The organism is Xylanibacillus composti (assembly GCF_018403685.1).
Taxonomy (GTDB): Bacteria; Bacillota; Bacilli; order Paenibacillales; family K13; genus Xylanibacillus; species Xylanibacillus composti.
This window is the reverse complement of record NZ_BOVK01000077.1, coordinates 1-24,088: the sequence shown is the minus strand read 5'-3', so window position 1 is coordinate 24,088 and position 24,088 is coordinate 1. Positions and strand designations below refer to the sequence as shown.

The following is a 24,088-nucleotide window of genomic DNA, read 5'->3' as shown; positions in this document are numbered from 1 at the left end:
ACGAATTATCGTTCACTATCGACCTCACCGCGGACTTGCGGGTGGCGTTTGTACGAATTATCGTACAACTCCGGTCTGCGAGCGGGCTAGCGGCGAGGCGTCATCGCAATAAACCAGGCGGCGCTCCCTGTTGGGGAACGCGCTGACTGGTTATGGAGCTGATTGGTTACCGCCGGAAGGAATACGCGAGGTCGCTGTACTTCTCCTCGGCAAGCTGCGCGGCCAGCTTCCGCTCATCCGCTGTCAATTCGCCCGGCACTAGCTCCACCTTCATCGCCTCCGCGAATCCTTCATGAAATGCGGCTTCCACTGCCGGCAGTGTGACCGCTTCCCGGTTGGCCGCACGCAGCAGCTCATTGATGGCTACGGCCTTTTCCGGAAACGAACGCTTCATGCGTTCCTTGATCCGCTCGCTTGGAAACTTGAGCACATCAAACAGGGCGTCGACATCCAGATCGAGCAGGATCGAGCCATGCTGCAGCACAACGCCTTTCTGCCGTGTCTGCGCGCTTCCCGCCACCTTTCTGCCTTCCACGACAAGCTCGTACCAGGAAGGAGAATCAAAGCACACGGCAGAGCCGGCAGCTGCGGCATACTTCGCCTTTTCCGCCTCGCTCGCAAGATTGACCATCTCGGCCTGCAAGCCCAGCCGGCGAAAGCCCAGCAGCAAGCCCTCGCTAAGCACCCGGTATGCTTCCGTTACGCCCCTCGGCATGTCTGGATAGTCCTCCGATACAATCAAGCTGTAGGTCAGCTCCTGGTCGTGCAGCACAGCTCTGCCGCCGGTCGGACGGCGAACAAAACCGATCCCCCGTCTATTCAACTCGGCGAAATCTACTTCCTCTTCAGCCTTCTGGAAATAGCCAATCGACAAGGATGCCGGTTCCCATGCGTAGAAGCGCAGAGTCGGCGGCACCTTCCCCTCACTATGCGCGGTCAGGATAGCCTCATCGACTGCCATATTCATAGCCGGGTCCATCGCCCCGCTTTGCACGTAACGCCATTGCATTCGTTGTGTTTCACCCATGCCTTCGTTCCCCCTGTCCCTCTGATTGCGGTTATGAAATAAACAAGTCTGGTTCATACTAATAGAACATCTCTGGAACGTTGCTCAAGTATAGAAAGGAGCCTGCTTATGCCTAGAAGGAAGCCTCAGCCCCCTGCAACGCAGGCACAACCTCCAATCGTGGATATCCAGCAGCAGCAACTGCAGCCCGCTCCGGAACAACGACCGGCGTCTAAGGCTTTGCCGGCGGACGCAAGCGTTGCAGTCGTCGCGAAGCCGCTGCTGGGCAGCCGCCTGCGCCTGGAGCTGGACCGCTCTTGGACCGATGCGCTTGCGGCACGGATCGAACAGAACGGGCCGTGGGACAGCTGGCCGCTGTATCAGCTGGCCGTGCAGGCCGAACGGTCTGCGCTGGTGGAGCACTTCGATGCACTCCAGTGTCTGCGTCATCTCTCGCAGCTGGAGCCGCTCCCGCATCAGCTCGATACAGCGAAAAAAGTACTCAACGACATGCGCGGCCGGGCCATTCTCGCAGATGAAGTCGGGCTTGGCAAAACCATCGAAGCCGGACTCATATTAAAAGAATATATCATTCGGGGGCTCGTTCGCAAAGTACTCATTCTGGTTCCCGCCTCGCTGGTGCTCCAGTGGGTCCGCGAGCTGAATCAGAAATTTGGCATTCCGGCTGTCGCCCAGAAAAAGGCCTATATGTGGACCCAATGCGATATCGTCGTCGCATCAATGGATACAGCCAAGCGCGATCCCCACCGCGAGATCGTCCTGCAGCAGGAATACGACATGCTGATTATAGACGAGGCACACAAGCTGAAGAACAAAAAGACGACCAACTACCAGTTTGTCAGCGACCTCCGCAAAAAGTATTGCCTGCTGCTTACAGCGACCCCGGTGCAAAATGACTTGAAAGAGCTGTTCAACCTGATCTCGCTGCTCAAGCCTGGACAGCTGGGCGGGCAAAGCCACTTCCAGTCCGAATTCGTCATGGCCAAGCGCATGCCCAAAAACAAGGAGAAGCTGCAGGAAGAGCTTTCGAAGGTAATGATTCGCAACCGCCGGGGGGATGCCGATGTCAACTTCACCAAGCGCCATGTCAAAAACGTGCTGCTCGATCTGTCCAAGGAAGAATACGAGCTGTACCAAGGCGTCACCGAATTTGTAAAAGGGCGCTATCGGGAAGCCGGCGGCGATCTGAGCAGCGTGCTGTCGCTCGTAACGCTGCAGCGGGAGGTTTGCTCCAGCCGCGACGCCGTCTTCATCACACTGGTTAATCTGTTCAAGAAGACACCGGAGGATTCGCCCCTGCGTGCGAAAATTTGGGAGCTCGTGGACAAGATCAAGCAAATTCAAGCGAACACCAAAGCCGAAAAGGCCATGGAGATTATACGCGAATCGGACGAGAAGGTCATCGTCTTCACGGAATATCGAGCTACTCAGGAATATTTGCTGCAATACTTGAAAAAGGAAAATATGATCGCCGTTCCTTACCGCGGGGGCATGAATCGCGGCAAGAAGGATTGGATGATGGATTTGTTCCGCGGGCGGGCGCAAGTTATGGTGGCGACGGAGGCTGGCGGCGAAGGCATCAATTTGCAATTTTGCAGGCGCATCATCAATTTCGACCTGCCTTGGAATCCGATGCGTGTCGAACAGCGGATCGGCCGCATTCACAGGCTGGGACAGAAAGACGATGTGCAAATCTACAACTTGTCCACTCGCGGCACCATCGAAGAGCATATCCTGAACCTGCTGCATGAGAAAATCAACATGTTCGAGCTAGTCATCGGACAGCTCGATCTCATCCTGGAGCGTCTGGAGCAGGGCGGTTCCCTGGAGAGCCGCCTGTACCGCATCATGCTCGAAGCTGAGAATGACCAGCAGGTGAAGCAAAATTTGGACGAACTCGGCAACTACTGGCGGCAAGCCGAGCAGGAGGTGGCCGGCCAGGCCAATGCGAAGCGCAGTCCCAATCAGGATGAGAAAGAACAGCGGCAAGCGGAAATCGGCGGCATGCTCCAGCGTCTGGGCACCGCCATTCCGACAGAGACGGAGGTGCATCCCAGATGAATCAGGAGCAAATACGCCAATTCGTCAGGCAGTATTTGCAGGCAACTGACTGCGAGGTGCTGGAGATGCATCCGGCCTACCTGACAGTCAAGCTTTCGCCGGAAGCCGACAAGGAGCTGACGAACCGCCCGTATTATTGGAGCTTCGTCGAACGGACAGGCGCGGATGCCGAGACGATGACGTTCACCTACATTTTCGACCCTGCAGCATATGAAGCGGTTGAGGCTCAGCGAAAGCAGCCCCATCAGCAAGCAAGCCTTGGATCGCAGCGCGGCCAAGCGGCAAGAGTCGGCGGTGGAGCAGCTCAGGCCAGCCCCGTTCCCGGACAGCTTCACAACCCGCCGGCCCAAACGGGCGATACGATACTTGGACGCTATTTCGGCGTGTCTGTTCCAGGCGTTGGCGCCAGAACATTGAAGGAAACGCTGACTTACGGGAGCGCCAAGCTGGAGCAAATGTTCCAAGCTGTAAGGAATCGCGGCCGATTCGTCAACTTGTACGAGGACATGCCGCAGAACGCCGTCGGACCAGTCGGCTCGGCCGCTTATACGTCCTGGCTTGGCGTGAACGCCCTGGTCGAGCTGGCTTGCGACCGCAAACGCAGCGAGCTGCATTCACTGGGCATCCATTTGTCAACGGGCGAAATTGTCGAGCGGTTCTTCGATCGGGTGAATCTGCTCCCGCTAACCCCGAAGCTGCCTGCCCGCACCCATACGCGGGAAATGATATCGCTGCCTCGCGCAGCAGCGGAAATCGAGCGTTATCTGGAGCAAAAAATCTCCCGCTACGACCATACGTGGGCTGACGAAGCTTGGTCGCGGCTGGAGGAGGAGCTTGCGCGAGTCGAGAGCTACTACGTCGATTTATTGAAGGAAGAGGACCCCGAAGTGCGCGCCAAGACGGAGGAGCAGCTGGAACGCCGCAAGGAGGAGCTGCGCTGGCAGTATGAGCCGAAGGTGCGGATTTCCGTCACAAATTGCGGATTGTTTCACCTGCTGTCTGACGCGAAAGTCACTCTTTGACGAGCATCGCTAACGTCCGGCAAAAATAGAACCTGCCTGTCGGGCGCTTCGCTGACAGATTGCAACAGCCTTTTCAAGGCTTGTCCCCTACAATGAGGAGACCGAACCGATTTCACAAAAGGCGGGATGAATCATGAATAGAAGCAGAGCTATAATCGCAGCCGCTTGTATGACAGCTTTATTGTGGACAAGCGGCGTGTTCAACGCTACCGCTCAAGCGCCGGCTGACGAATTATCAATGCCTGCCGGTGTGTCCGAACAGCAAATGCCGGAGTCTGCCGAGCCGGCGCAGGAACCGTTAGGCCCTTATGCGGGCAGCTTGCCGCAAGCGCTTGATGCTTGGCTAAAGGCCTTGTCCACCGAGCCGCGGTTTCAAGAGTGGGCTCATGCGGCACGGTCTATCAGTCCAATCGGCCCCGGCACGCATGGCTGGGTGGTGATGTTGTCCCGCGAGCAGCAAGAAATCGGCTACCTGGTCGTGCACGCGGACGAGACTGGGCAGCTGGTTCTGAGCGAGTACGGAGTTGGTCCGCATGCTTTGTTTAGCATGAACGTGCTCAAGCAGCAGCTGTTATGGAATGGCCTGGCGGAGCGTGCAGGAATAATGCCGGGTCAGCTCTCCACCAACCAGGTCCGCCTGCACTATTGGTCCCCTGCCGAAGCGCTGTTCGTCATTGAGACCGTTGAAGGATCGTATACCGTCAACGCCAAGAACGGAGAATGGTATGAGCTCGAGCCAGCCTTGCAACTGGTGGAAAAACGAGGGGATATAAGTCAAAAAGTTCCGGCAGTCCGGCATGTCCATGAAGGCCATGCGATAATGCCAGCCAGTATCCGGAGCCATCATTTGCCTGAATTCGATGCTTTCGAACGCACATTATGGCTCGACGGCCAAGAACTGGCTCCCGAAAGCTTCAGCGAGCTGGCGGCCATACTGGACAGGGGAAATCGTGTCATTGCCGCGACGAAGGCTTTCGACGAAGTATGGGTAACGTGGCCGATAGTGGGGTATCATCTGTGGGACGGGGAAATTCCTTATCTGATTGTGCTCGACGAAGGAGAACGCTACGTGCCCTTTGATCCAATGACGTTCGCTTATTATGCGGATGTCGACAGGAGCAACAACTGACGGATTGCCTAGGGCACACTTATCTTCTTGCAGGCAATACTCTGCTCTCTTTTCACTTATTTTATACGTACGGCTGTCTGGCTGCGGATTCACTTAGGACGTATGCTCATTCTCGCTCGACGGATGCTCTGTGCTGGACGTCTTTCTCCGCGATGACTTCCAGACGCCGATGCTGATCGGCATCATGCCAAACCAACGGCTCTGCCAAGGCTCTCGCGTCGCTTTGCGCTCTACCTTGCGCTGGAGCCGTTCGTCTTTGGGCGTGCCCAGATAACGAACGATCCGCTCAGTCGCATACTTGATTACGTCACGTGCCATCGTTGACCCTCCCTTTTTCAAACTTGATCCATCTTAAGAACTTCTAATGGCTTCAGCTGCTTAACCCCATTTTTCTATACAAGCACTTCAAAAGCCCCTCTTGAAAATTCCCAACGCCCGCCATTCCCGCCATCTTGAAGGTTCCCGAATCCCCTCTACATTGAAAGATTGCCATCTCTCTTTCCCCTTATACCTGTTGCCGCGCATGTTGGAGACGCATTCCGGGAAATTCCTCCTGGACGCATTCCAACCGATGAAGCGATATCCCGCCGCTTGGAATCGACGCTCGTACTTGCGGCGCTCTGTTCGTCGTTCGTTCCGCAGCGCGCATCGCGGGAATGGCAACGATCTGATAGAAATGAAGGTACATAATGGTCTTATCGCAAGTGTAAATCGAAAATGAAATCCTTAACGGAAAAATGTGGTCCTATCCAGTAGGCAAAACCATATTGATAACCTGCCACGCATGAATAAGACCTAAGCGTTCCGCTATTTTCGCAATGAACTTGAATTTTTGTCTAATAAGCACATCAATTCCCGCTATATCTTTCCCATCCGACCTGCTGCTATCCTGACTGCACTTCGAGTTACGAACAAGGCAGATGCTTAGTGCCTGCATGCCTGCAAGTGTTCAAGGTTCATCCGCATGGCCGCTGCCCCGCTTCACACGAACGGGCCGGCCCGGGGATATCGGACAACGAGACAAGCCTGATCTGCAATGTCCGGCTTGCGACATGACAAAAAAACCTCCTTTGGTGTAAGATAAGACTATTGCTCTTATCCGCCAAAGGAGGCTGCTTCCTCTTGAAAACTGCTATTGTGATGACGATCTTGTTCGGACTTGGCTTTATTGCCGTCTGTGTCTGGTATATCAACAAAGCTTATTCCAAGCGCTGGGATCAGGATGACGACGAGTCTCTCGGCTGATCTGCCGGCTGTATCCGATAGCTGCGCGACAGCTGCAGCACCTTGCGGTTTTGCTTGCGAATCAGCACTTCCTGCTCATTCCAAGCCACCACGATGCCAAGCACATCGTTTTTCGGCTCCGCGTCGCGAATGACCCTGACCTTGACGCCTTCCAGACGATAGAGGTTCAACTGCTCATCTGTAATCAACGTATCCTTCACCTGACTTTGCGTGCGGCGTAGTTAGCTGACGTGTTCCTTCGAATCGTTCCAGCAGTCCAGCACCTTGCTCGACATTACGCGTTTTTCGATATATTCAATTTGATGCTCTGTAAAGATTGACTTCCAATCAAACCCGAGCTCCTCACACAATTTCACGATCGTCAATAATTCTGACCACGCTACATAACGCTTATACCAGAAAAATTGAGGATGTTCAATCATATAGGGATACAAATCATCAAATTCTGTATGCTTGCAGTCGAGAGCACGTTCAAAATGCACTTTGGCTTCCATTAGCTTCGCCGTCATGAACTCCGACATATTTACGTTCCCCATAGGTGATGCCTCCTCTCTATTTCTTTATAAACATTATAAAGCAATTCCCATGAGGTGAGAAGCACCTGATTTTCCCGTTTCGGCACGATGCGGCGAAATTTGCGCATCCGCCTGCTCTCTCCCGCCTGGAATCAAATTATTCCAATTCGATTTTGCCGTCGGCCAGCGATTTGATCTTTACGAGAGACTCCACACGCACGCCCTGCTCACGCAATGTACGCGCGCCAGCCTGGAACGACTTCTCGACCACAACACCCATGCCTGCAAGCGTTGCGCCAGACTTCTCAATAATCCGCAGCACTCCGCGTGCCGCATCGCCGTTGGCTATGATATCGTCAATGACCGCCACTCTGTCATCCGGCCCGAGAAACTGCCGGGATATCATAATATCGGTTACGATTCCTTTCGTAAAGGACGGTACGCGTTCGCAATATACATCTTCATCCGTCGTCAACGTTTTTTTCCGACGGGCGAACAGCAGCGGCACGCCGAGCTCGCATGCGGTAGCGAACGCTACGGATATGCCCGATGATTCGATCGTGACGATCTTTGTGAGCTGCTCGTCCTTGAAGAGGGCTGCGAATGCTCTCCCCGCTTCCAGGATGACAGCCGGATCGACTTGATGATTCAAGAGCGAATCCAGTTTCAACACTTGCTCTGAGCATACGATCCCTTCCTGCAATATGCGCCGCTTCAACGATTCCATACTCCCGACCTCCGCCGTGTCATTTTCCTTCTAAACGTATCACACTTTTTTTAAAAGTTGCAACTTTTTTGCCGCTTCTTACGTCTAATTAATATAAGCCGATAACAGGCAAAAAGAAGATTGGCGGCACGATACGCACGCGTTTAAGCGTTTCCAATGCTTGCTTTGAAGAAATTCCCGCTCATTTTGCCTAATTTCGCCTTTGAGAATCCAAGAGTCTGGAAGTATGATGAAAGCAGAACCACATGGAGCGCGTTGCAGGCGTCTCCAGCACCGCCACATGGAAAGGAGAGCGCACCGCTTGAAAGCCTATGCGATTCGATTTTTACTAGTTGCTGCCATTGTCGTGCTGCCTGTGGCCATTTCCGGCTGCAAACAAGCAGCTCCTGACCCCGCCTCTCTTTCCGCTGAGGAAAACAGACCGATCTCGGATCAGCCTGAAGAGCAGCCGAGTCCTTCTGCGGATCGACCATCCAAGAAGGAAACGAACGGTCTGGAAATTTCCTCGGATCAGCATCAGTCTACCGATGCCGGCTTAGCCGCCAACGACGGGGAGAATCTCCTCCCTGAACTGGAAGCGACCGACACGCTGCCGCAAGCCCCTGAAGAAGGTACGGCGCCGTCGAAACCGCTGCAGCAGTTCACCTTGACCCAACCCCGGCTTATGGGCATGACTGTCGGCGACAGTCATGAAGTTGTGGCTCAGCTTCATGGTCAGCCGAAGGAACTGGCAACGATGGCCGATGGCGAGCACAAGCTTTCCGTCCATCAGTACGACGGATTTATGGTTGGGATCAACGAACAGCAAAAAATTGAGTTTATTACGGTTATGTCCAAGCAAGTGGATCCCGGGCTGAACGGCTTCTATATTGGCAGCACAGCCGCCAAAGCCGTAGATGCGCTGGGAGAACCAACATCCGAGAACGAATACGTGCTGACCTACCTGGGGAACGGCACGATGCTCAAGCTGGATGTCGATCCTGTCACGAATGAAGTTATCTCGGCCAGATTGTTTCCTGAAGAAGATTAATTCAGCTGCTGGACTTCACCGGGCAGGGAAGCCTGGTCGCAGAGAATCACACAACGCCATGGTCCCTCCGTCTCAAGACGGAAGGGGCCATTTTTTTTATATTCCCGCGCACATGCAGGATTTCCATCGGACGAAAAACACAAGGCATGCCCTCTCATCTCTTGTCATACCTTGTACTAGGACAGGGATTAATCGAAGAGGAGAGTTGTGCCTAACATGAAGCGTACTAGGGTGGCTGCCTTGCAAATAGCTTTTACGTATATGGGAACTGTCGTGGGAGCCGGATTCGCGACTGGACAGGAAATATTGCAGTTTTTTACCCGCTATGGAACCGCTGCTGCCGTCACCATTGCTGTCGCATCGTTCTTGTTCGTCAAGCTCGGCACAAAACTGATGCTGCTCGCCCATGATCGGAGGACCGCTTCCTTCGAGCAGCTGAACGGCTATTTGTTCGGAGAGCGTGCCGGCCTCCTTATCAGCTGGTTTCTGATGATCGTCCTGTTCGGCGTGACTTCGGTCATGCTGGCCGGAGCCGGCTCTGTTTTCATGGAGCATTTCGGCCTCCCCTATCAGGCGGGCCTTGTCTTCACCCTGCTGCTTACTTTATTGATTTTGCGGCGGGGCATGAATGCGATTCTGGAAGTGAATTCATTCGTGGTCCCGATGATGATTCTGTTCACGCTCGTCATTGTCGGAATGACAGTCTTATCTCCCGGGGCCGGCCAGTGGATGAAACTGTCCAGCGATGCGCCGCTGTGGCGCGTCTTCTTGTCTCCATTCATCTATACAGCCTTCAATCTCGCCTTGGCCCAAGCTGTCCTGGTGCCGATCGGCGCCGAAATGAAGGACCGGCGCGCAATTGAGCTGGGCGGCATGCTGGGCGGCATCGGCATTGGCTTTATGCTGCTGTCCGGCCACATTGCCCTGTCTGCCCAGATGCCCGGTGTCGAGCAATATGAAATCCCGATGGGCATGCTCGTTCATCCGCTTGGCAAGTGGCTGCAGCTCTCTTACGTACTGCTTATTTTCTGCGAAATCTTCACCACATTTATCGCCAACGTATACGGTCTCACACGTCAACTGGGCAGCCGGCTTCGAATGGACCCGCCGCTTCTGACCCTGCTTGTGCTTATCGGCTGCTTTGCGGTCAGCCAGTTGGGCTTCAGCATGCTGCTTGGCACGCTTTACCCGTTGTTCGGGGTTGTCAGCATGGGCTGGCTTGCCATGCTGATTGCACGCAAACAGCCTGCCTGACCATGCCTTCGCCTGCAGCCGGCTTGGGCCACTGAAAGGAAAGAGGCCGTGCAGCTACATGCCCTATCTATGCGCACTTCATGCTATAATGAATAGAAAATCTGTCCAAACTGACAGATACAAAGGGGGAATTTCCGCATGGCCAAGGTAGCAGCGATTACCGGAGCGGCAGAAGGGATCGGACGCGCAACCGCCATCGCCTTTGCCGAGAAGGGGTTCGCCGTATCCATATGCGATACGAACAAGGAGGCCGGCTTCGAAGTGATCAAGACGATCCGCCAGCTTGGAGGCAAAGCGATATTCGTGCGGGCCGATGTAGCGGACAGCACGCAGACCGAGCGCTGGCTCCGCGTTACGGCGGACGAGCTTGGCGTGCCGGATGTCCTGATCAACAATGCGGGGATCGGACGAAGCGCCCCGTTCCTGGAGCTTCGTCCCGAGGACTTCGACCGGGTTATTGGCGTGAATCTGCGCGGCACGTTCCTCTGCTCGCAGCAAGCCGCGAGGCTAATGGCTTCCAGCGGCAAGGGCGGCGCCATTGTGAATATCGCCTCTACGCGGGCCCTCATGTCCGAAGCGGACACCGAGGCTTACTCCGCATCCAAGGGCGGCATCCTGGCCTTGACACACGCGATGGCTGTCAGTCTGGGTCCTTACGGCATACGTGTCAACGCCATCAGCCCCGGTTGGATTGAAACATCGGAATGGCGCGGACTCGGGCAGGCTGCCAAGCCGCAGCACAGTGATCGTGACCGGCTGCAGCATCCCGTCGGCAGAGTGGGGCGCCCCGAGGATATCGCGCAGGCTTGCCTGTATGTGGCAGGCAGCGACGCCTCCTTCATTACCGGCCAAAACCTGGTGATTGATGGCGGCATGACCATTAAGATGATTTATGAATAAGAAAGCGGCCGTTTCCGGCCGCTTTCTTATTTATGGATTGATTTGCAGCACTTGCACGGCATTGTTCCGGCGCCGCGCCGTCTCCGCGATATGCGGATGGCATGTAAAGTATACGATCTGGTGGCGTTCGCTGATTTCATGTACAATGTCCCAGCAACGCGCCAACCGCTCGGGATCGAAGTTGACGAACACATCATCCATGAGCAGCGGCATGACCATCCGGTCCGCTGTTTCTTCCGCCACGGCGAACCGAATGGCCAGCAGCAGTTGTTCGCACGTGCCCCGGCTCAGCTGTCCGGGGTCCAACCGGGTTCCGCTGGCGTGCTCTACCTCCAGCTTGCCTTCGCCGATTGTCGTATACACACGGGTATACGCCCCGCCGGTCATCTGGGCAAAGCGAGTCGATGCCTTCTGCATTACCGCGGGTTGCCGTTCCTGCTCATACGTTTCCCGCGCGCTGCGAAACCACTCCTGTGCCATGGCGCGCACGGTCCACTGGGCAGCCAGCTCCCTCAGCCCGTTCTTCGCTTCCTTGTAGGCTTGAAGCAAGGCTGCGTATTCCTCATCCTGAATCAGGCGCTCCAACTCAGCTTGCAGCTTGGCTTTCCGGGAAGAAGTAGCCTGCCTCTCCGCAGATCGTTCCTGAAGCTTGCAGGCAAGCTGCTCGCGGTCCGACTGCACTTCCGGAAGTGTGCGTGCCTGCCATACGCTATCCAACGCCGCAAGCGGCCTGCCGCCGAGACGAAACTGAAGAATATGCTCGAAATGCCGCTTTTGCTCCGTCAATTCGCGTCTTTCCTCTTCAATCCCGGCCTGATGCAGCAGTTCTTCTTCGGAAGCGTTGCCTGCCTCCTGAAGCAGTTCTTTCCGGTCCCTGTCTATGCGCGTCAGCGATGCTTCATGAGCGGCCAGCGATTCGCGAAGCTGCGCCAGCTGTTCGTCCAGCCGGTCCGCACGTCGGGCCAGCGCCTCCTGATCCCGAAGCTTCTGCTGCAGCCCCTTCAGACAGCTCGTCCATTCCGCAGCCTCAGCCGGGAGGCCCTCGGTCGATGGCAGGGAGTGTATCGGACGACTCTCCCCTTCCTCCGGCCGCCACTCCGGATAATCCAGCAGCAGCGAACGCAGCTCGGCGTGGAAGGACGATATTCTTGCCTGGAGCAAGGCAGCTTGTCTCGCGCCATGCTCCGCGCGGGATGCCGTTTCCTGGCCCTTGTCAATCATTTGCAGAAGCGCGAGAGCCGCATCCGGCGACGTATCCTGCGCCAGCTTCCGGCTGGCCAGCCACGCTTCCCAGCGGTCGCGCTCGGCTGCGGCTGCAGCCTGGTGCTCTGCTTCCCGCGCCACTGTCAGCCCGACTTCATCGCGCGCCCGCTGCAAGGCCCGCTCGCGACCGCGCAGCCGTTCTTCGCCAAGCTCCAGCTTCTCTTCAAGCGGAAGCAGCTCCTCCAGCAGGTCGCGCCATCCGGCAAGATCCGCTTTGTCCCGATAGGCCCTTGCGGATATGCCGGACTCCTCGAACTGTACGGACGCCGACGCAATGGTACCGCTTGTGCGCGCTTCCTGCGACGCGGCGATGAACGGTGCCGCAGGCAGCAGGCGGGCCAGCAGCTCGCGGCAGCTGTCTTGCGCCTGCTCGCGGCGCTTCTCCCAGTCGCGCAGCTGCATGCGCAGCGGCTCAGCAGCGTCTGGGCCGCTTGCCGTCTGCTGCCGCAGCACAGTCTCTGTCCTTCTCGTCCATGGGCCCAGCCTTGCAGCAATCGCCAGCATGCTGCCCATTGCTGCGCACAATACCGCTGCGCCCCATTCGCCGCGCGCGCCGAATGCGGCAAGGCCCGCAGCGGCTCCGATCCAAGCAAGCCGCTCCGCTCCCGCTGCCCACCATGCTCGCGGACTGCGCTTGGCGCGCGCGCTTCTTCCCTGCGACTCCTGGCGCCACTGCTGCATGCGCTCGGCATCGTCCAGCCTTTCCCGAATATGTCGGCACTCCCGTTCCAGCTCGGCCCATCGCTCAGCCTCGCGCATGTATTGCCGGATCAGCCGCACTCGTTCAGCGTAAGGAAGCGCAGCCAGCTCGGGGTAGTGCCGCCGTTCCTTCTGCAGCTGCTGCCATTCTCTCTCCGCATCCTCCCAAGCGTTCGTCTCCAGCAGGCAGCGGCCCTCCCGTTCCCTGCGTTCCGCTTCCAGCCCGTCCGCAGTGGCGCGCAGACGGTTCTGCCTGTCACGAAAAGCGCGCACCTGTTCGAATTCAGCCTGCGACAGTGGATATGCATGTAGCTGTTCCACCGTCCAATGGGGAGAAATCGCGCGCAAGCTTCGTGCGACTGCTTCCTCCAGCTCCTGCAATTCCAGCTCGGTTTCCTTCAGACGGTCAAGATCCCCGACTGCCGATGCCAATCGCTCGAGGAGCGGCTCCAGCCGCTGCCTGAACGCCTCCCGGCCTTCCAGCAAAACTAGCTCCTCGCGCTCGGACAGGTGCCGGTCCAACGCCTGCCGCGTTTGCAGCTTCTCCTCCTCCAGCCGTTCCGCTTGCTCGCGCCACTTGTTCAGTTGCTCGACTGCGCCTTCTGGCACGGACCGTTCTCGTTCAGGCTGAGCCGCAAGCCGCGCCTCCGCTGCCTGCAGCGCCATCCATTCCTCTCTGGCTTCGACGCAAACCTCCAGCCAGTTCAGCTCCGACCGCACGGCATCCGCCTGTGACTCAGCTGCCTGCATGGCCTCCTCGCATGCTTGCAGCTGCTCGACCAGCGCGTTGTAAGCCTCGCTTTGGCCGCGGGCAGCTTGCAGCTTCGCCGCAAGCGCTTCCGCCTCCCGCGCTTTCTGGGGAATGAGCTGCACAGACCCCTTATGCTTGAACAGTCGTTCCATCTCCGCGGTCAGCCTGCGTTCCGCTTCAAGCAGTGATTTGCCCCCATCGCGCCCGAGCCCGACTGTGTACAGATAGCGGCTGACATCCTCGGATTCCATAAGCCGGACTTCCTGCAATTCGCTCAAGCTGAAGGCAAACATGCGGCGAAACAGATCTCCCTCATAACCGCCGATAGCCCGGTGAAGCTCGGTCTCGCTCCATGGATGGCCGCTTTCGTCCCAAATCCGCAGCCCGTCGCGCCTGTCCAATCGCTCAATGGTCAATCGCTCCCGGCGATCAGTGGTCAGCACCAGGCGGCCGCCATGCCGGCCTCCCGCAAGCGGTTCATAGCGATCCGATCCGCCGCGCCGCGGAAACCCGTACAGCATAGTCCGGATAAAAGCGGCAGCGGTAGTTTTCCCCGCCTCGTTCGGGCCAAGCAGCACAGTCACCGGAGCGGTCAATTCGATCTCCTGTTGATGCAATCTGCCGAAGCCCTCCATGACCAACCGCTCAATTCTCACCGTTTTCCCCCCTCGAGCCGGGGGTTAGCCGTATATCCCCAAGCCAATCCACAAGGAGCCGCTCGGCTTCATCTATCCAAGCCGCTGTCTCGCCCGGCTCGGCATCATCCAGATGCTTGCCGATCCGGGAATGCGCCCAGAGCGACGCAGTCGGAGACCACTGTTGAAGATCGGGAGGGGCCGCCTTCAACCTGGCTGCAGCCCGCAGCATCTCGCCGACGAAGCTGTCCGACGCCCGAAGCTCTTCGAGATCGAGCGCAGGCAGCGTTTCAGCCCGCAAACTCTCCAGCCAGACAAAGGCACGGTCAGCATCAGGACTGCTTTCACGAAGAACCGTCTGCCATTCGGCTACCCGCTCGGGCCGCAGCGTCTCGTGCAGCGCACCCCGGCCTTCCAGTATGATCCGCACGACTGCTGAGCGCTCTTGACCTGAAAGGTCCGACTTTGCAGCATCCGCTGCTTCCGGCATCGCCTCGTTCAGCAGCGCCGACAGCTGCTCGAGAAGCTGCTGCTCGTCCTCCATGTCCGAGATCGAAAGCCGTTTGACCTCCCAGCGGACCGCATCCAGCGCACAAAACCGAAGCGTGGCTTCCCCCGCTTCGGATACATCTACCACATAGGCCCCCTTCGGGCCTGTTTCCTTGACGTTGCGTCCCTGCAGATTGCCGGGATAGACAATCCATGGCGACTCATGAAGCACCTGCCGGACATGGATATGGCCAAGCGCCCAATAATCGATGCCTGTGCGCAGCAGATCCTGCCTGGTGCACGGAGCGTACGGCGTGGAGTCCGGCTGGTTGTCCACATTGGCATGGAGCAGGCCGATACGGAACAGACGGCTGTCCGCCGCAAGCCCCGGCAGAACGGGAAAGCGCGCCGCCAAATTGGCACGCTCGTGCTGCTGCGCGTACGAGATGCCGTAAATCTCGGCGACCTGCTCTCCTGCCCGATTCACTGCATGCTGCATCGTCACCTCTCCTGGAGGGAAGACGTGCATCGTCTCCGGCATATCCAGTCTGGCCCGGTAACCGGAGGACAACGGATCATGATTGCCGTGCACCGCATACAGCCGAATCCCGGCATCAGCCAATGCGAAAGCCGCTTTCTGCAGACGAAGCTGCGCCTTCAGCGAGCGATCCTCGCTATCGAACAGGTCGCCGGACGCCAGCACGAAATCGACCTTCTCGGCTATCGCCAGTCCCACCAGGCGATTAAGCGCCTCATAGCCGGCCTCGCGAAGCCGTTCACGCACTCGCTCGGACTGCGCGCCTACCCCGGCGAACGGACTGCCCAAATGCAAGTCCGCTGCATGAATAAAGCGAAACGGTCTCATTGCCCATACTCCCTGTACACTTCTTTCAATTCGCGAATCACTCTAGCAAGCGAATACGTCTTATTCGCCCGTTCGTTCGCTGCACGGGCGAGCTCATGACGGTATTGGGGATCCTCCAGCAGTCTTTCCAGCGCCCCCGCCAACGCATCTACATCGTCGACTGGAACGAGCAAGCCGTTCTTGCCATGCTCGATCTGCTCGCTTATGCCTCCCACATCTGTGCCGACCAACGCCAGCCAGCACAAGGCCGCTTCGGCGAAGACGTTGCCGAAGGCTTCAGCCCGCGAAGGAAGAACGAAGATATCGAAGAAGGGCATAAATTGTTCCGGATGCAGCATATAGCCGTAAAAAATTGTTTCCTCATAGATGTCCAGCTTCTCCGCCATCTCCTCAAGCTCCTCGCGGATGTCTCCGTCTCCAATAATGTGGAGCACGAAGCTTTTGCCCGATTGTTTCAAGCGGGCGCACGCCTCGAGCAGCACATCGAGTCCTTTCGCCGGCACCAGGCGGCATAGGGTCACCAGCTGGGGCACCGGCGTATCGTGGCTGATCGGCCGAAACCGTTTCTGGTCGAAACCGTTGCGAATGACCTTGACCCTCTCCGGTTGTTCCAGGAACGGCGTCATGTACTGCCTGAACGCTTCCGATACCGTGATCAGCTGGTCGCAGTTCGCCTCCAATTCGCGATAGAGCGAAACGAGGAAAGCCTGCTCCGGGCCATTCGGCTGAATTTTGCCATTTAAGCTCAGCTCCCGTTCGTAGCTGGAATGGATCGTGGCCAGCATCGGGATGTCAGGATATAAGTGCTTCAGCGCCAGCGCTGCAATCGGATGGTGGGCATGAATGAGATCATACTGCTCCTGTCCCTTCATGCGCATTCTGGTCCACCACAAATAATCGCGAATCGTCTGCAGGTAGCGATCCACAATGGGATGCCCTGCGTATTGTTCGGGATCGAACGTTCGAAACGGCAAGTCCTCTGTCCCTTTTCCCCGCACCCGCTTTGGCAAGGAGAACAGCTCCATCTGCCAGCCGGCCATCCGGTTGAACCTCTCCTGAATGTAAGGCACCATGGAGGATACGCCCCCCGGCTGTTCCGGCGGAAAAAACAAAGCTTGTAAGATTTTCAATACCCGAACCTCCTCTCCCTTTCATTGTACCTTGTAGCTTTGGAAAAAGAAAAGCTATAATGGGAATATCGCACTCTGGCATAAGGAGTACCCACCTATGAGCAATCATCCACTCTTCACAGGCCCGACCGGCATGATCTATTCTGCCATAACCGTTATTACGCTGCTGTCCATCATGCTGATCATATCCTTGCGTCTGTACCGGGAGCGCCGGAAGAAGGCCTATTCCTCCCTCATCCTTTCGCTGAGCGTTGTGCTGATCCAATACAGCTTGATCGTCTCTCTTTCGTATCGCATCCGAATGCCGGGAGACGAGATGGCTTACATCGTGCAGCTTTTGCAAGTCGTATCCTTTATTTTCATCAACATGGCTGTCTTCCAGATGTACAACCGATCCGGCATGCGGGTATCGATCAGCTTCTTCTCATTCCTGGCCATTACGGCAGGGGTTGCGGCACTGCATTACGTTTTTCTGGAATCTCTCGATGATCCTACCCAGCGCGAGCTGCTTCTCAATTGGCTGGGCATCGATATTTATCAATTTGTGCTGATCTTCCTAGCCTTTTTTCTCATATCGCCCAATGTCGGCCAAGCGTTCAAATACAACCTGTGCCTGTTTTTCTTTTTCGGCGCCCATCTGGCTCAGGTCATCAAACGCTACGTGTATGACGGCTCCAACGGTACGTTTGAATTGCTCGCCAATGTGCTGCCCATCGCCTACTATGCGGTCCTGCTGCTGTTTATTATCGACCGCGTTGTAGAGCTGCTGCAGGCTACTTACTATTCCTCCATCCGCGACGGATTGACGGGTGTATACAACCGCACCTTCTTCATCCAGAAGGTCAAGGAAGCGATCAAGCAGAAGAAAAAGGCAGCCGTTATCTTCACGGATATCGATAATTTCAAGCGATTGAACGACACCCAGGGACATCAAAAAGGGGACGAAGCCCTGAGGGCTGTCGCGAGCGTCATCAAAGAAACGGCCGACGATTACGGCATTGCCGGCCGCTACGGCGGCGAAGAGCTGGTGATGATGATTACCTCCCAGACGCCAGCAAGCGTCAAGAAGCTTGCAGAGCTCGTTCGGCGGACGGTCGAGGAGCAGACCCCGGTTACGGTTAGCGTAGGCTACAGCATATGGCGGGACGGGGTTTCCGCAGAACAGCTGCTCAAAGAGGCGGACGAGGCGATGTACACGTCCAAGACGACGGGCAAAAACAAAGTAACGGCCTATTCATCCAAGCGCGCCTAACGGCTCGCGGGAATCTGGTTTCTTCCCCGAAGGGCGGGGTTGCGGACAGAAATAAAAAGACTGTAAGACAGGCTGGGCTTAGCCAACTCTGTCATACAGTCTTTTTGTTCAGACCAACCAGTCTTTATTCCGCTTCCATCAGTTCTCTTGTGGCAATGGCGTAGCTGGTCGGCGTTTCCCACAAGCGCACCTCGTCCAGCAGAACGCGCGGCGACCAGCCTTCCTGCTCTAACCCTTCCTTCAGCTGCTCGTAGATCCATACGATCATGTTCTCCGCTGTTGTGTTCATCGGCGGCAGCACTTCGTTCAAATATTTATGATCCAGCAAATCGATGACGCGTTCCTTCGCGATCCGCTTCATATCGGAAAAATCAATCACCAGCCCGCGATGATCCGGCGAGCCTACCATAATGATCTGCAGCTTATAGGTGTGGCCGTGCAGGCTCTTGCATTTTCCTTCATAGCAATGCAAGTGATGCGCGCTGTCAAACGTAAATTCCTTGGACACCTTCACCCGTTTGGTATGATAACGAAGCTGATTCTCCTGAATATCCTTGCCGAATTCCTGCACCTTCCTGGGAATCTCAAAATTCATCTATTATTGCCTCCTCTCACATCCATCGTACCTAGTATACCACCTCCTCCACTAATCCCACAAACAAGAAACGTTTCCCCTTTCGCAAAGCCACTCCAACTGATCCCATGCCAAAGATCCGCTCCACGGAAATCGCTTCCCTGGAACGGATCTGCGGCACACCCTTACTGGCCCGCGTCAACCGCGGGCATGGTCCACATGCCTTAATGAACCGCTTCGTTCTCGAACAGCACTTCCTCGAAAGGCTCGTTCTGATACAGCATGGTCAAACTGAACGTATCGAATTCCCGTTCTTTGTCAATTTCCCGCATGAGGACAGAGGCGATCTTCTCACGGTCATCCTCATTGCCCATGTCTCGGAACTCGATAAAACCGCTCACGTTGCGTCGGCTGATATCAATCGTCGCGGTTCCGATCGGCAGCCCGCCCTGGGATTGCTGATAGATGTCGTAGGTTAACGTATCCTCATCATCGCGGGACAATACAGCGGAAAATTCTTCGGCTTCTACCCGCAATGCTCCAAAGCCGCTGTCCCGATGCCTTGATTCCTGATGGCGCTGAGCGTTGCGGGCTTCGCGGTATCCGTTCCGCGAGCCTGCATCCTCCGGCGAGAGGTATACCGGCTGCTCCTCGTCGAGCAGCGCTTCATGGGTCAATTCGATCAGCTCGATCGAATCGCCGCGATATTTCATATCGATGACGAATGCATCAATTTCACGATCATCAAAGTCCGATACGATCAGATCGGTCACAGCTTCGATCTCTTCCTCTGTCGGCTCGTGCTTCCAATGCACTTCACCCGCCACATCCGACGAATAGATGGTCATTTCCGCTTCAGCTGCCAGCTTGCGGTTCCAGTCATAAATGTGGTAATCCAATGAATGCTTGCGTTCCTTCACGATGACCAGCTCATAGAAGAGCGCCGCATCTTCCTCCGTCTCTTCCCGATCTGCGTCGCGCCTGCGGTCTCGCAGCGACCAGCCTTCCAGCTCGTTCATTTCCCGCGCCAGCGCATCCAGATTCTCTTCGTCTTCCTCCATGGCGTAGTACTCGGTATCATCATCGTCTTCCATTTCGTACATATAATCAGCGTCTTCCATCTCCAGCATTTCACGCTCGTTCGGATCCACATCGTCAAATCGTGTATCCAAATCGACGTCCACGTCGAAATCAGGCTCGCTGTTGAACCCTTCAATTACCCCTACATTGTGCTCAGAGGCAATCACATGATCATAACGGCTGTAAGTGACGATGACATCACACTCAGGCGTCTGCAGCGCGTCCATCAGTGACTGAACATACTCGTTGACGTGCCGAACGACTTTCTGTTTTGTTCTGTACGGCAGCGAGTCGCGATCAAGCTGGATCGAACCGGACAAGCGCTCCCGCTCCCGGTACACCAAGGACAATGTTCCCGCGTATTTGCCATTGACTACAATATCGCAGATTTCCCCGCATGCAGTTCGCAAGTCGGGTCTGATTCTAATGTTTGCCATCGCCTTGTCCTCCCCTTGTGCAGGTTGGTTTGAACAAGGATTAGCATGTCCTAAGCTTTTTGAAGTATGTATTGCTGGATCGCCCAATGCACGCCATCGTCATTGTTGGACGCGGTAACCTGATCAGCCGCCGCTTTGACTCCGTCGGGGGAATTGGCAACGGCTATGCCGAGTCCGGCCTCCTCCAGCATGGCCACATCGTTGTAATAATTGCCTATGGCCATGACGCGTTCCAGCGAAATTCCTTTGACAGCCGAAAGCTTGCGAAGTGCTGCCCCCTTCGAGACCCCGCGTCTCATCACATCCACGAAGAAGTCCCCGCTCCGAATCAGACTGATGGCATCCGGCAAAAGAGCCTGCCAGTCCTTTTCCACCTGATCCATTTGTGCAATTGTCCCAAAAACAGTCAGCTTGACCAGGCGGTCATCGGCAGCCAGCACATCGGCCACCTGGCGCGGGTTCACCAAGTATTTTTCATACATAGCGCTCACCTCGTCATTCAAGGCTTCCACCCACAGCTCAAAAGCGGTGCACACATCGAAGTGAATGCCATTGGTGCGCGCATGCCGAATCAATGGTTCGATCACGGCCGGCTCAAACCCTTCTTCCGCTAGCAATTCCCGGTTGCGCGAATCGACGATGACAGCGCCGTTGTGGGTGATCAGGGTTCCTTCCAGTCCGAGCTCTTCCAGTACGGGCAGCGCGCTGTCTGTGCCTCTTCCCGTGCAGAGCACGATTTCCGCCCCGCGGTTTGCGGCCTCGCGAATCGTGCTTATGTTTGCTTCGGACAAGCTGTGGTCGTCCCGCAGCAATGTACCGTCCACATCCAGTGCAATGAGCTGATATGGCAGTTGTTCTCGTTTCTTATTCACAGTATGCAGCCCCTCTCCGTTGTCATGGCTTGTTTATCTGTTTCAACTGATCAACCTCTTCATCGGTCAGTTCCCTGCTTGTCCCTGGCGCAAGCGCTTCGTCCAACACCAGTGTTCCCATTCGCAGCCTTTTCAAATATTGCACCTTACGCCCTACCGCCTCAAACATACGCTTGACCTGGTGAAATTTCCCTTCCCTTATGGTCAACTCGATCTTCGCGCCATCCTCGCTGCTGCCGAGCACCTCCAGTTCCGCCGGCATCGTGACATAGCCGTCATCCAATTCAACCCCCTGCCGAAAGGCTTCCTGCTCGCGCTGCCCGACCGGCCCGTCAATTTCTGCATAATACGTCTTGTCGACATGCTTGCGGGGCGACAGCAAATTGTGCGCCAGCTGCCCGTCGTTGGTCAGCAGGAGCAGGCCCTCCGTGTCCTTGTCTAGCCGCCCCACGGGAAATGGCGCGAACGCACGCATCCGTTCATCGAGCAGATCAAGCACCGTTCGGTCACGCCTGTCTTCTGTAGCTGATATCACGCCGGCTGGTTTGTTCAGCATAATATAGATATAGTCCTGGTACACTACCCGTTCGCCATCTACCGCAATCTGATCCTCGCCCGGATCGACGTGCATGCCCGGATCGCTGGCGGTCACGCCGTTGCGGGTGATGCGCCCTTGTCTGGCGAGCTTGCGAATATCGCTGCGGGTGCCGATTCCCATATGGGCGAGCAGCTTGTCCAAGCGCATCGTCTTGCCCATCGCTTACGTCCACCTCCAGGCAGCGAGATAGTCGTTTTTCAGTATGCCGTTCTGCGAGCGGGCCCAGCCAAGCGGATAGCCGTCCACACAGATCAGCACATAGCCTTTATCCATGGGCTGCTCCGGCAGCAATGTTTCGCCTTTCAGATAACGGACGACCTCAGCACTTCCGGCGCCAAAGCTGAGGCTTCGCCGAACCTCCGAACGGGTCAGCGCCAGCGCCAAAGCCGTGGAAGGATCAAAGCGATTCGGCTTCATATACCCGACGAACCAGCCGGGTCGTACTGTCTTCAAGCCTTCCCATATCCCCTCCGGCAGCAAATCGGGCATCCGGTACAGGTTCGCCCCGAACTGAACCCAGGTGCCCCGGATCGGTTCAGCCAGCGTCTGCTCGAAAAATGCCGCCGCCTCGTCAGGCAGCTTCGTCAGCGCCTCTGCCGCAGCGCGGCCTGCCGTCTCCTTCCCGGCTTTGCGCTTGCCGCGCGGCTCCGCAGATTTGCGATGGCCCTTGCGCTCCAATGAGGCGCCAGGCTCAGCCGCCGCAAGCCTTTCTACAGATACAGCAGCAGCGGCAGCGTGCGGCGCCTCCACGACCGATCCGGTATGCTGAAGCACGGCGGCAAAATGTCCTTCCCCGCACACCCGATGCGGCCAGAGCCGCACAACCTTGTCCGTCTCCTCCCGCAGGTTTGGCGAGACTTCCTCCGCGCCCGGCCAATCGCGCAGCCCCCCGCACGCTCCGTGTGGGGAAAGGTCAGCCAGCGCTTGACTGGCAACGGTAAAGCCCTTGTGCGCCTCCAGGAAAGCCGCGATTACCTCTTCGTTTTCCTTCGGATTGAAGGTGCAGGTCGAATAGACGATGCGTCCGCCGGGCTTCAGCATTCTCGCGGCATCATGCAAAATTTGCAGCTGCAGCGGCGCATAATGCTCCGCGCCAAATCTCTCCCACGAGCGAATGACTGCCTCGTCCTTCCGGAACATGCCTTCGCCGGAACAAGGGGCATCGACCAGAATCCGGTCGAAAAAGCCGGCGAACTTGTCTGCCAGTCTGTCCGGCGTCTCCTGAAATACCGCAGCCTGCCTCACTCCGGCCAGCTCGAGATTGCGTACGAGCACCTTCACCCGATCAGGGTGAATTTCGTTCGCAACGAGCAGCCCGGTATGCTGCAGCTTGCCGGCAATTTGCGTTGTCTTCCCGCCCGGCGCGGCACATAGGTCGAGCACCTTGTCGCCAGGCTGGACATCCAGCAGCTCCACCGGAAGCATCGCGCTCGGCTCTTGAATGTAGTACAGCCCTGCGTGGTAATACGGATGCTTGCCCGGCCGGTCGTCTTCCTGCAAGTATGTGCCGGTCGGACACCAGGGGATCGGATCGTAGTCGAATGGCGCTATCTTAAACAGCTCCTCGACCGATATTTTCAAAGAGTTGACGCGCAGACCCGCTCGCGGCGACTCTTCATAGGAGGCCAAAAACGATTCAAACTCCTGTCCCAGCCATCCTTTCACTCGTTGCGTAAATAATTCCGGCAATCGCGCGGCCATGATCTCTTCACCATGCTTTCTTCCATTCGACGGATAGTTTATAATAGGTTCATATATGACCCACGAAAGTGTAGTTGATCTTCGAAGCTTATTCAAGTACTTTCGCGGGACCCGATTGAACCAAACCCCGAAAGTGCCGTTGATCTTCGACGCTTATTCAAGCACTTTCGCGAGGGGCCGATTGTACCAAACCCGAAAGTGCTGTTGATCTTCGACGCTTAATCGTTACTTTCGTGGGTCCGGTTGCAAAAAAATAAGAGAAAGGGGGAGAACAATGAAGAAGCTTTGGATTTATTTGCTCATTATTGTCGTCTTGTTCGGCGCGCTGTTCTTTATCAACCAAATGTCGAAGAACCGCTACGCTGAGGATGCGCAGCGACTGTACGGCGTATCGCCGGACAAGCTGTCACAGCCTACTTTGGAACAGCTGAAAGACCCCAACTACCAAAATATTATCACAGAAGAGGCGCTGAGCCAAAAGTTGGCGAATCAAGAAACCTTATTCGTCTACTTCTTCCAGCCTACTTGCGTACACTGTCAGATTACGACACCGATTCTGATGCCGATGATGGACGAGCTGGGAATCGACATTCAACAGTACAACCTGAGCGAATATCCCGGGGGGTGGGAGAAATACGGCGTAACCGCTACTCCGACTATTGTCTACTTTGAAGATGGCGTGGCTAAGGACATGCTCACAGGAGAAATTTCCGACGCCGAGCACACGATTTCGCCAGATGAAGCGAAGAGTTGGTTCCAGCAGCACCAAAACCAATAATCTTGCGGAACCCCGATGGATTTCGCAATCGCGGATCGAGTAGGAGGGGGCGGC

Annotated in this window: 22 protein-coding genes; 9 read left to right on the top strand and 13 right to left on the bottom strand. The window is 56.3% G+C overall.

What is annotated here, in order from left to right:
* Positions 1 to 166 precede the first annotated feature (166 nt).
* Positions 167 to 1,009: an octanoyltransferase LipM gene (lipM, locus tag XYCOK13_RS20450; protein WP_280520924.1), complete on the bottom strand. Its 843-nt coding sequence runs from the start codon at positions 1,007 to 1,009 to the stop codon at positions 167 to 169.
* 126 nt (positions 1,010 to 1,135) lie between these two features.
* Between lipM and XYCOK13_RS20445 the strand changes: the two genes are divergently transcribed.
* The 3 genes from XYCOK13_RS20445 (at position 1,136) to XYCOK13_RS20435 (ending at position 5,239) form a co-directional block, all read left to right on the top strand.
* Positions 1,136 to 3,088 carry a DEAD/DEAH box helicase gene (locus tag XYCOK13_RS20445; protein WP_213414105.1) on the top strand — a complete coding sequence of 651 codons (1,953 nt, stop codon included), beginning with the start codon at positions 1,136 to 1,138 and terminating at the stop codon, positions 3,086 to 3,088.
* Positions 3,085 to 4,110, top strand: a complete 1,026-nt coding sequence (locus XYCOK13_RS20440) for a YqhG family protein (protein ID WP_213414104.1) — start codon at positions 3,085 to 3,087, stop codon at positions 4,108 to 4,110. Before XYCOK13_RS20445 ends, XYCOK13_RS20440 begins: the two co-directional genes overlap by 4 nt.
* Before the next feature lie 133 nt (positions 4,111 to 4,243).
* Positions 4,244 to 5,239, top strand: a complete 996-nt coding sequence (locus tag XYCOK13_RS20435) for a hypothetical protein (RefSeq protein WP_213414103.1) — start codon at positions 4,244 to 4,246, stop codon at positions 5,237 to 5,239.
* 93 nt (positions 5,240 to 5,332) lie between these two features.
* Here XYCOK13_RS20435 and XYCOK13_RS20430 read toward each other — a convergent pair whose 3' ends face one another.
* Positions 5,333 to 5,557, bottom strand: coding sequence for a YqzE family protein (locus XYCOK13_RS20430; RefSeq protein WP_213414102.1), 225 nt, complete (start codon positions 5,555 to 5,557; stop codon positions 5,333 to 5,335).
* 804 nt (positions 5,558 to 6,361) lie between these two features.
* Between XYCOK13_RS20430 and XYCOK13_RS22195 the strand changes: the two genes are divergently transcribed.
* Positions 6,362 to 6,484, top strand: coding sequence for a hypothetical protein (locus XYCOK13_RS22195; protein ID WP_280520923.1), 123 nt, complete (start codon positions 6,362 to 6,364; stop codon positions 6,482 to 6,484).
* On the opposite strand, the gene XYCOK13_RS20425 is transcribed toward XYCOK13_RS22195, so the two are convergent.
* From XYCOK13_RS20425 to XYCOK13_RS20415, 3 genes are all read right to left on the bottom strand, one after another.
* Positions 6,457 to 6,672, bottom strand: coding sequence for a hypothetical protein (locus tag XYCOK13_RS20425; protein ID WP_213414101.1), 216 nt, complete (start codon positions 6,670 to 6,672; stop codon positions 6,457 to 6,459). The genes XYCOK13_RS22195 and XYCOK13_RS20425 overlap by 28 nt on opposite strands.
* A gap of 33 nt (positions 6,673 to 6,705) precedes the next feature.
* On the bottom strand, positions 6,706 to 7,020 hold the full coding sequence (locus XYCOK13_RS20420) for a hypothetical protein (RefSeq protein WP_213414100.1): 315 nt from the start codon (positions 7,018 to 7,020) through the stop codon (positions 6,706 to 6,708).
* A gap of 136 nt (positions 7,021 to 7,156) precedes the next feature.
* Complete coding sequence (locus XYCOK13_RS20415; protein WP_213414099.1) at positions 7,157 to 7,726, bottom strand: xanthine phosphoribosyltransferase; 570 nt, start codon at positions 7,724 to 7,726, stop codon at positions 7,157 to 7,159.
* Positions 7,727 to 8,027: 301 nt separating this feature from the next.
* Here XYCOK13_RS20415 and XYCOK13_RS20410 point away from each other — a divergent pair, with 301 nt between their 5' ends.
* From XYCOK13_RS20410 to XYCOK13_RS20400, 3 genes are all read left to right on the top strand, one after another.
* Positions 8,028 to 8,756, top strand: coding sequence for a hypothetical protein (locus tag XYCOK13_RS20410; RefSeq protein ID WP_213414098.1), 729 nt, complete (start codon positions 8,028 to 8,030; stop codon positions 8,754 to 8,756).
* 216 nt (positions 8,757 to 8,972) lie between these two features.
* Entirely contained in the window at positions 8,973 to 10,010 is a 1,038-nt protein-coding gene (locus XYCOK13_RS20405) for a YkvI family membrane protein (protein WP_213414097.1), read from the top strand.
* 138 nt (positions 10,011 to 10,148) lie between these two features.
* Positions 10,149 to 10,910, top strand: coding sequence for a glucose 1-dehydrogenase (locus tag XYCOK13_RS20400; RefSeq protein ID WP_213414096.1), 762 nt, complete (start codon positions 10,149 to 10,151; stop codon positions 10,908 to 10,910).
* Positions 10,911 to 10,940: 30 nt separating this feature from the next.
* Here XYCOK13_RS20400 and XYCOK13_RS20395 read toward each other — a convergent pair whose 3' ends face one another.
* The 3 genes from XYCOK13_RS20395 to XYCOK13_RS20385 are packed head-to-tail and all read right to left on the bottom strand — an operon-like array spanning position 10,941 to position 16,742.
* Positions 10,941 to 14,279 carry an AAA family ATPase gene (locus XYCOK13_RS20395; RefSeq protein ID WP_213414095.1) on the bottom strand — a complete coding sequence of 1,113 codons (3,339 nt, stop codon included), beginning with the start codon at positions 14,277 to 14,279 and terminating at the stop codon, positions 10,941 to 10,943.
* Positions 14,269 to 15,612, bottom strand: coding sequence for a metallophosphoesterase family protein (locus XYCOK13_RS20390; protein WP_213414094.1), 1,344 nt, complete (start codon positions 15,610 to 15,612; stop codon positions 14,269 to 14,271). The genes XYCOK13_RS20395 and XYCOK13_RS20390 overlap by 11 nt, the downstream gene beginning before the upstream one ends.
* The gene (locus XYCOK13_RS20385; RefSeq protein WP_213414093.1) at positions 15,609 to 16,742 is read right to left on the bottom strand and encodes a glycosyltransferase family 4 protein; all 1,134 of its coding nucleotides are present in this window, start codon (positions 16,740 to 16,742) and stop codon (positions 15,609 to 15,611) included. Before XYCOK13_RS20385 ends, XYCOK13_RS20390 begins: the two co-directional genes overlap by 4 nt.
* Before the next feature lie 97 nt (positions 16,743 to 16,839).
* Between XYCOK13_RS20385 and XYCOK13_RS20380 the strand changes: the two genes are divergently transcribed.
* Positions 16,840 to 17,994: a GGDEF domain-containing protein gene (locus XYCOK13_RS20380; protein WP_213414092.1), complete on the top strand. Its 1,155-nt coding sequence runs from the start codon at positions 16,840 to 16,842 to the stop codon at positions 17,992 to 17,994.
* A gap of 124 nt (positions 17,995 to 18,118) precedes the next feature.
* On the opposite strand, the gene queD is transcribed toward XYCOK13_RS20380, so the two are convergent.
* The 5 genes from queD to XYCOK13_RS20355 form a co-directional block, all read right to left on the bottom strand.
* A complete protein-coding gene (queD, locus tag XYCOK13_RS20375) occupies positions 18,119 to 18,589 on the bottom strand; it encodes a 6-carboxytetrahydropterin synthase QueD (RefSeq protein WP_213414091.1) in 471 nt (156 codons plus the stop codon).
* Between the two features lie 203 nt (positions 18,590 to 18,792).
* Positions 18,793 to 20,085, bottom strand: coding sequence for a hypothetical protein (locus XYCOK13_RS20370; protein ID WP_213414090.1), 1,293 nt, complete (start codon positions 20,083 to 20,085; stop codon positions 18,793 to 18,795).
* 50 nt (positions 20,086 to 20,135) lie between these two features.
* A complete protein-coding gene (locus tag XYCOK13_RS20365; RefSeq protein WP_244865293.1) occupies positions 20,136 to 20,957 on the bottom strand; it encodes a Cof-type HAD-IIB family hydrolase in 822 nt (273 codons plus the stop codon).
* A gap of 22 nt (positions 20,958 to 20,979) precedes the next feature.
* Positions 20,980 to 21,714: a pseudouridine synthase gene (locus tag XYCOK13_RS20360; RefSeq protein ID WP_213414089.1), complete on the bottom strand. Its 735-nt coding sequence runs from the start codon at positions 21,712 to 21,714 to the stop codon at positions 20,980 to 20,982.
* 3 nt (positions 21,715 to 21,717) lie between these two features.
* The gene (locus tag XYCOK13_RS20355; protein WP_213414088.1) at positions 21,718 to 23,256 is read right to left on the bottom strand and encodes an RsmB/NOP family class I SAM-dependent RNA methyltransferase; all 1,539 of its coding nucleotides are present in this window, start codon (positions 23,254 to 23,256) and stop codon (positions 21,718 to 21,720) included.
* A 274-nt stretch (positions 23,257 to 23,530) separates the two neighbouring features.
* On the opposite strand from XYCOK13_RS20355, the gene XYCOK13_RS20350 reads away from it, so the two are divergent.
* Positions 23,531 to 24,034: a thioredoxin family protein gene (locus XYCOK13_RS20350; protein ID WP_213414087.1), complete on the top strand. Its 504-nt coding sequence runs from the start codon at positions 23,531 to 23,533 to the stop codon at positions 24,032 to 24,034.
* The last annotated feature ends 54 nt before the right edge of the window (positions 24,035 to 24,088 follow it).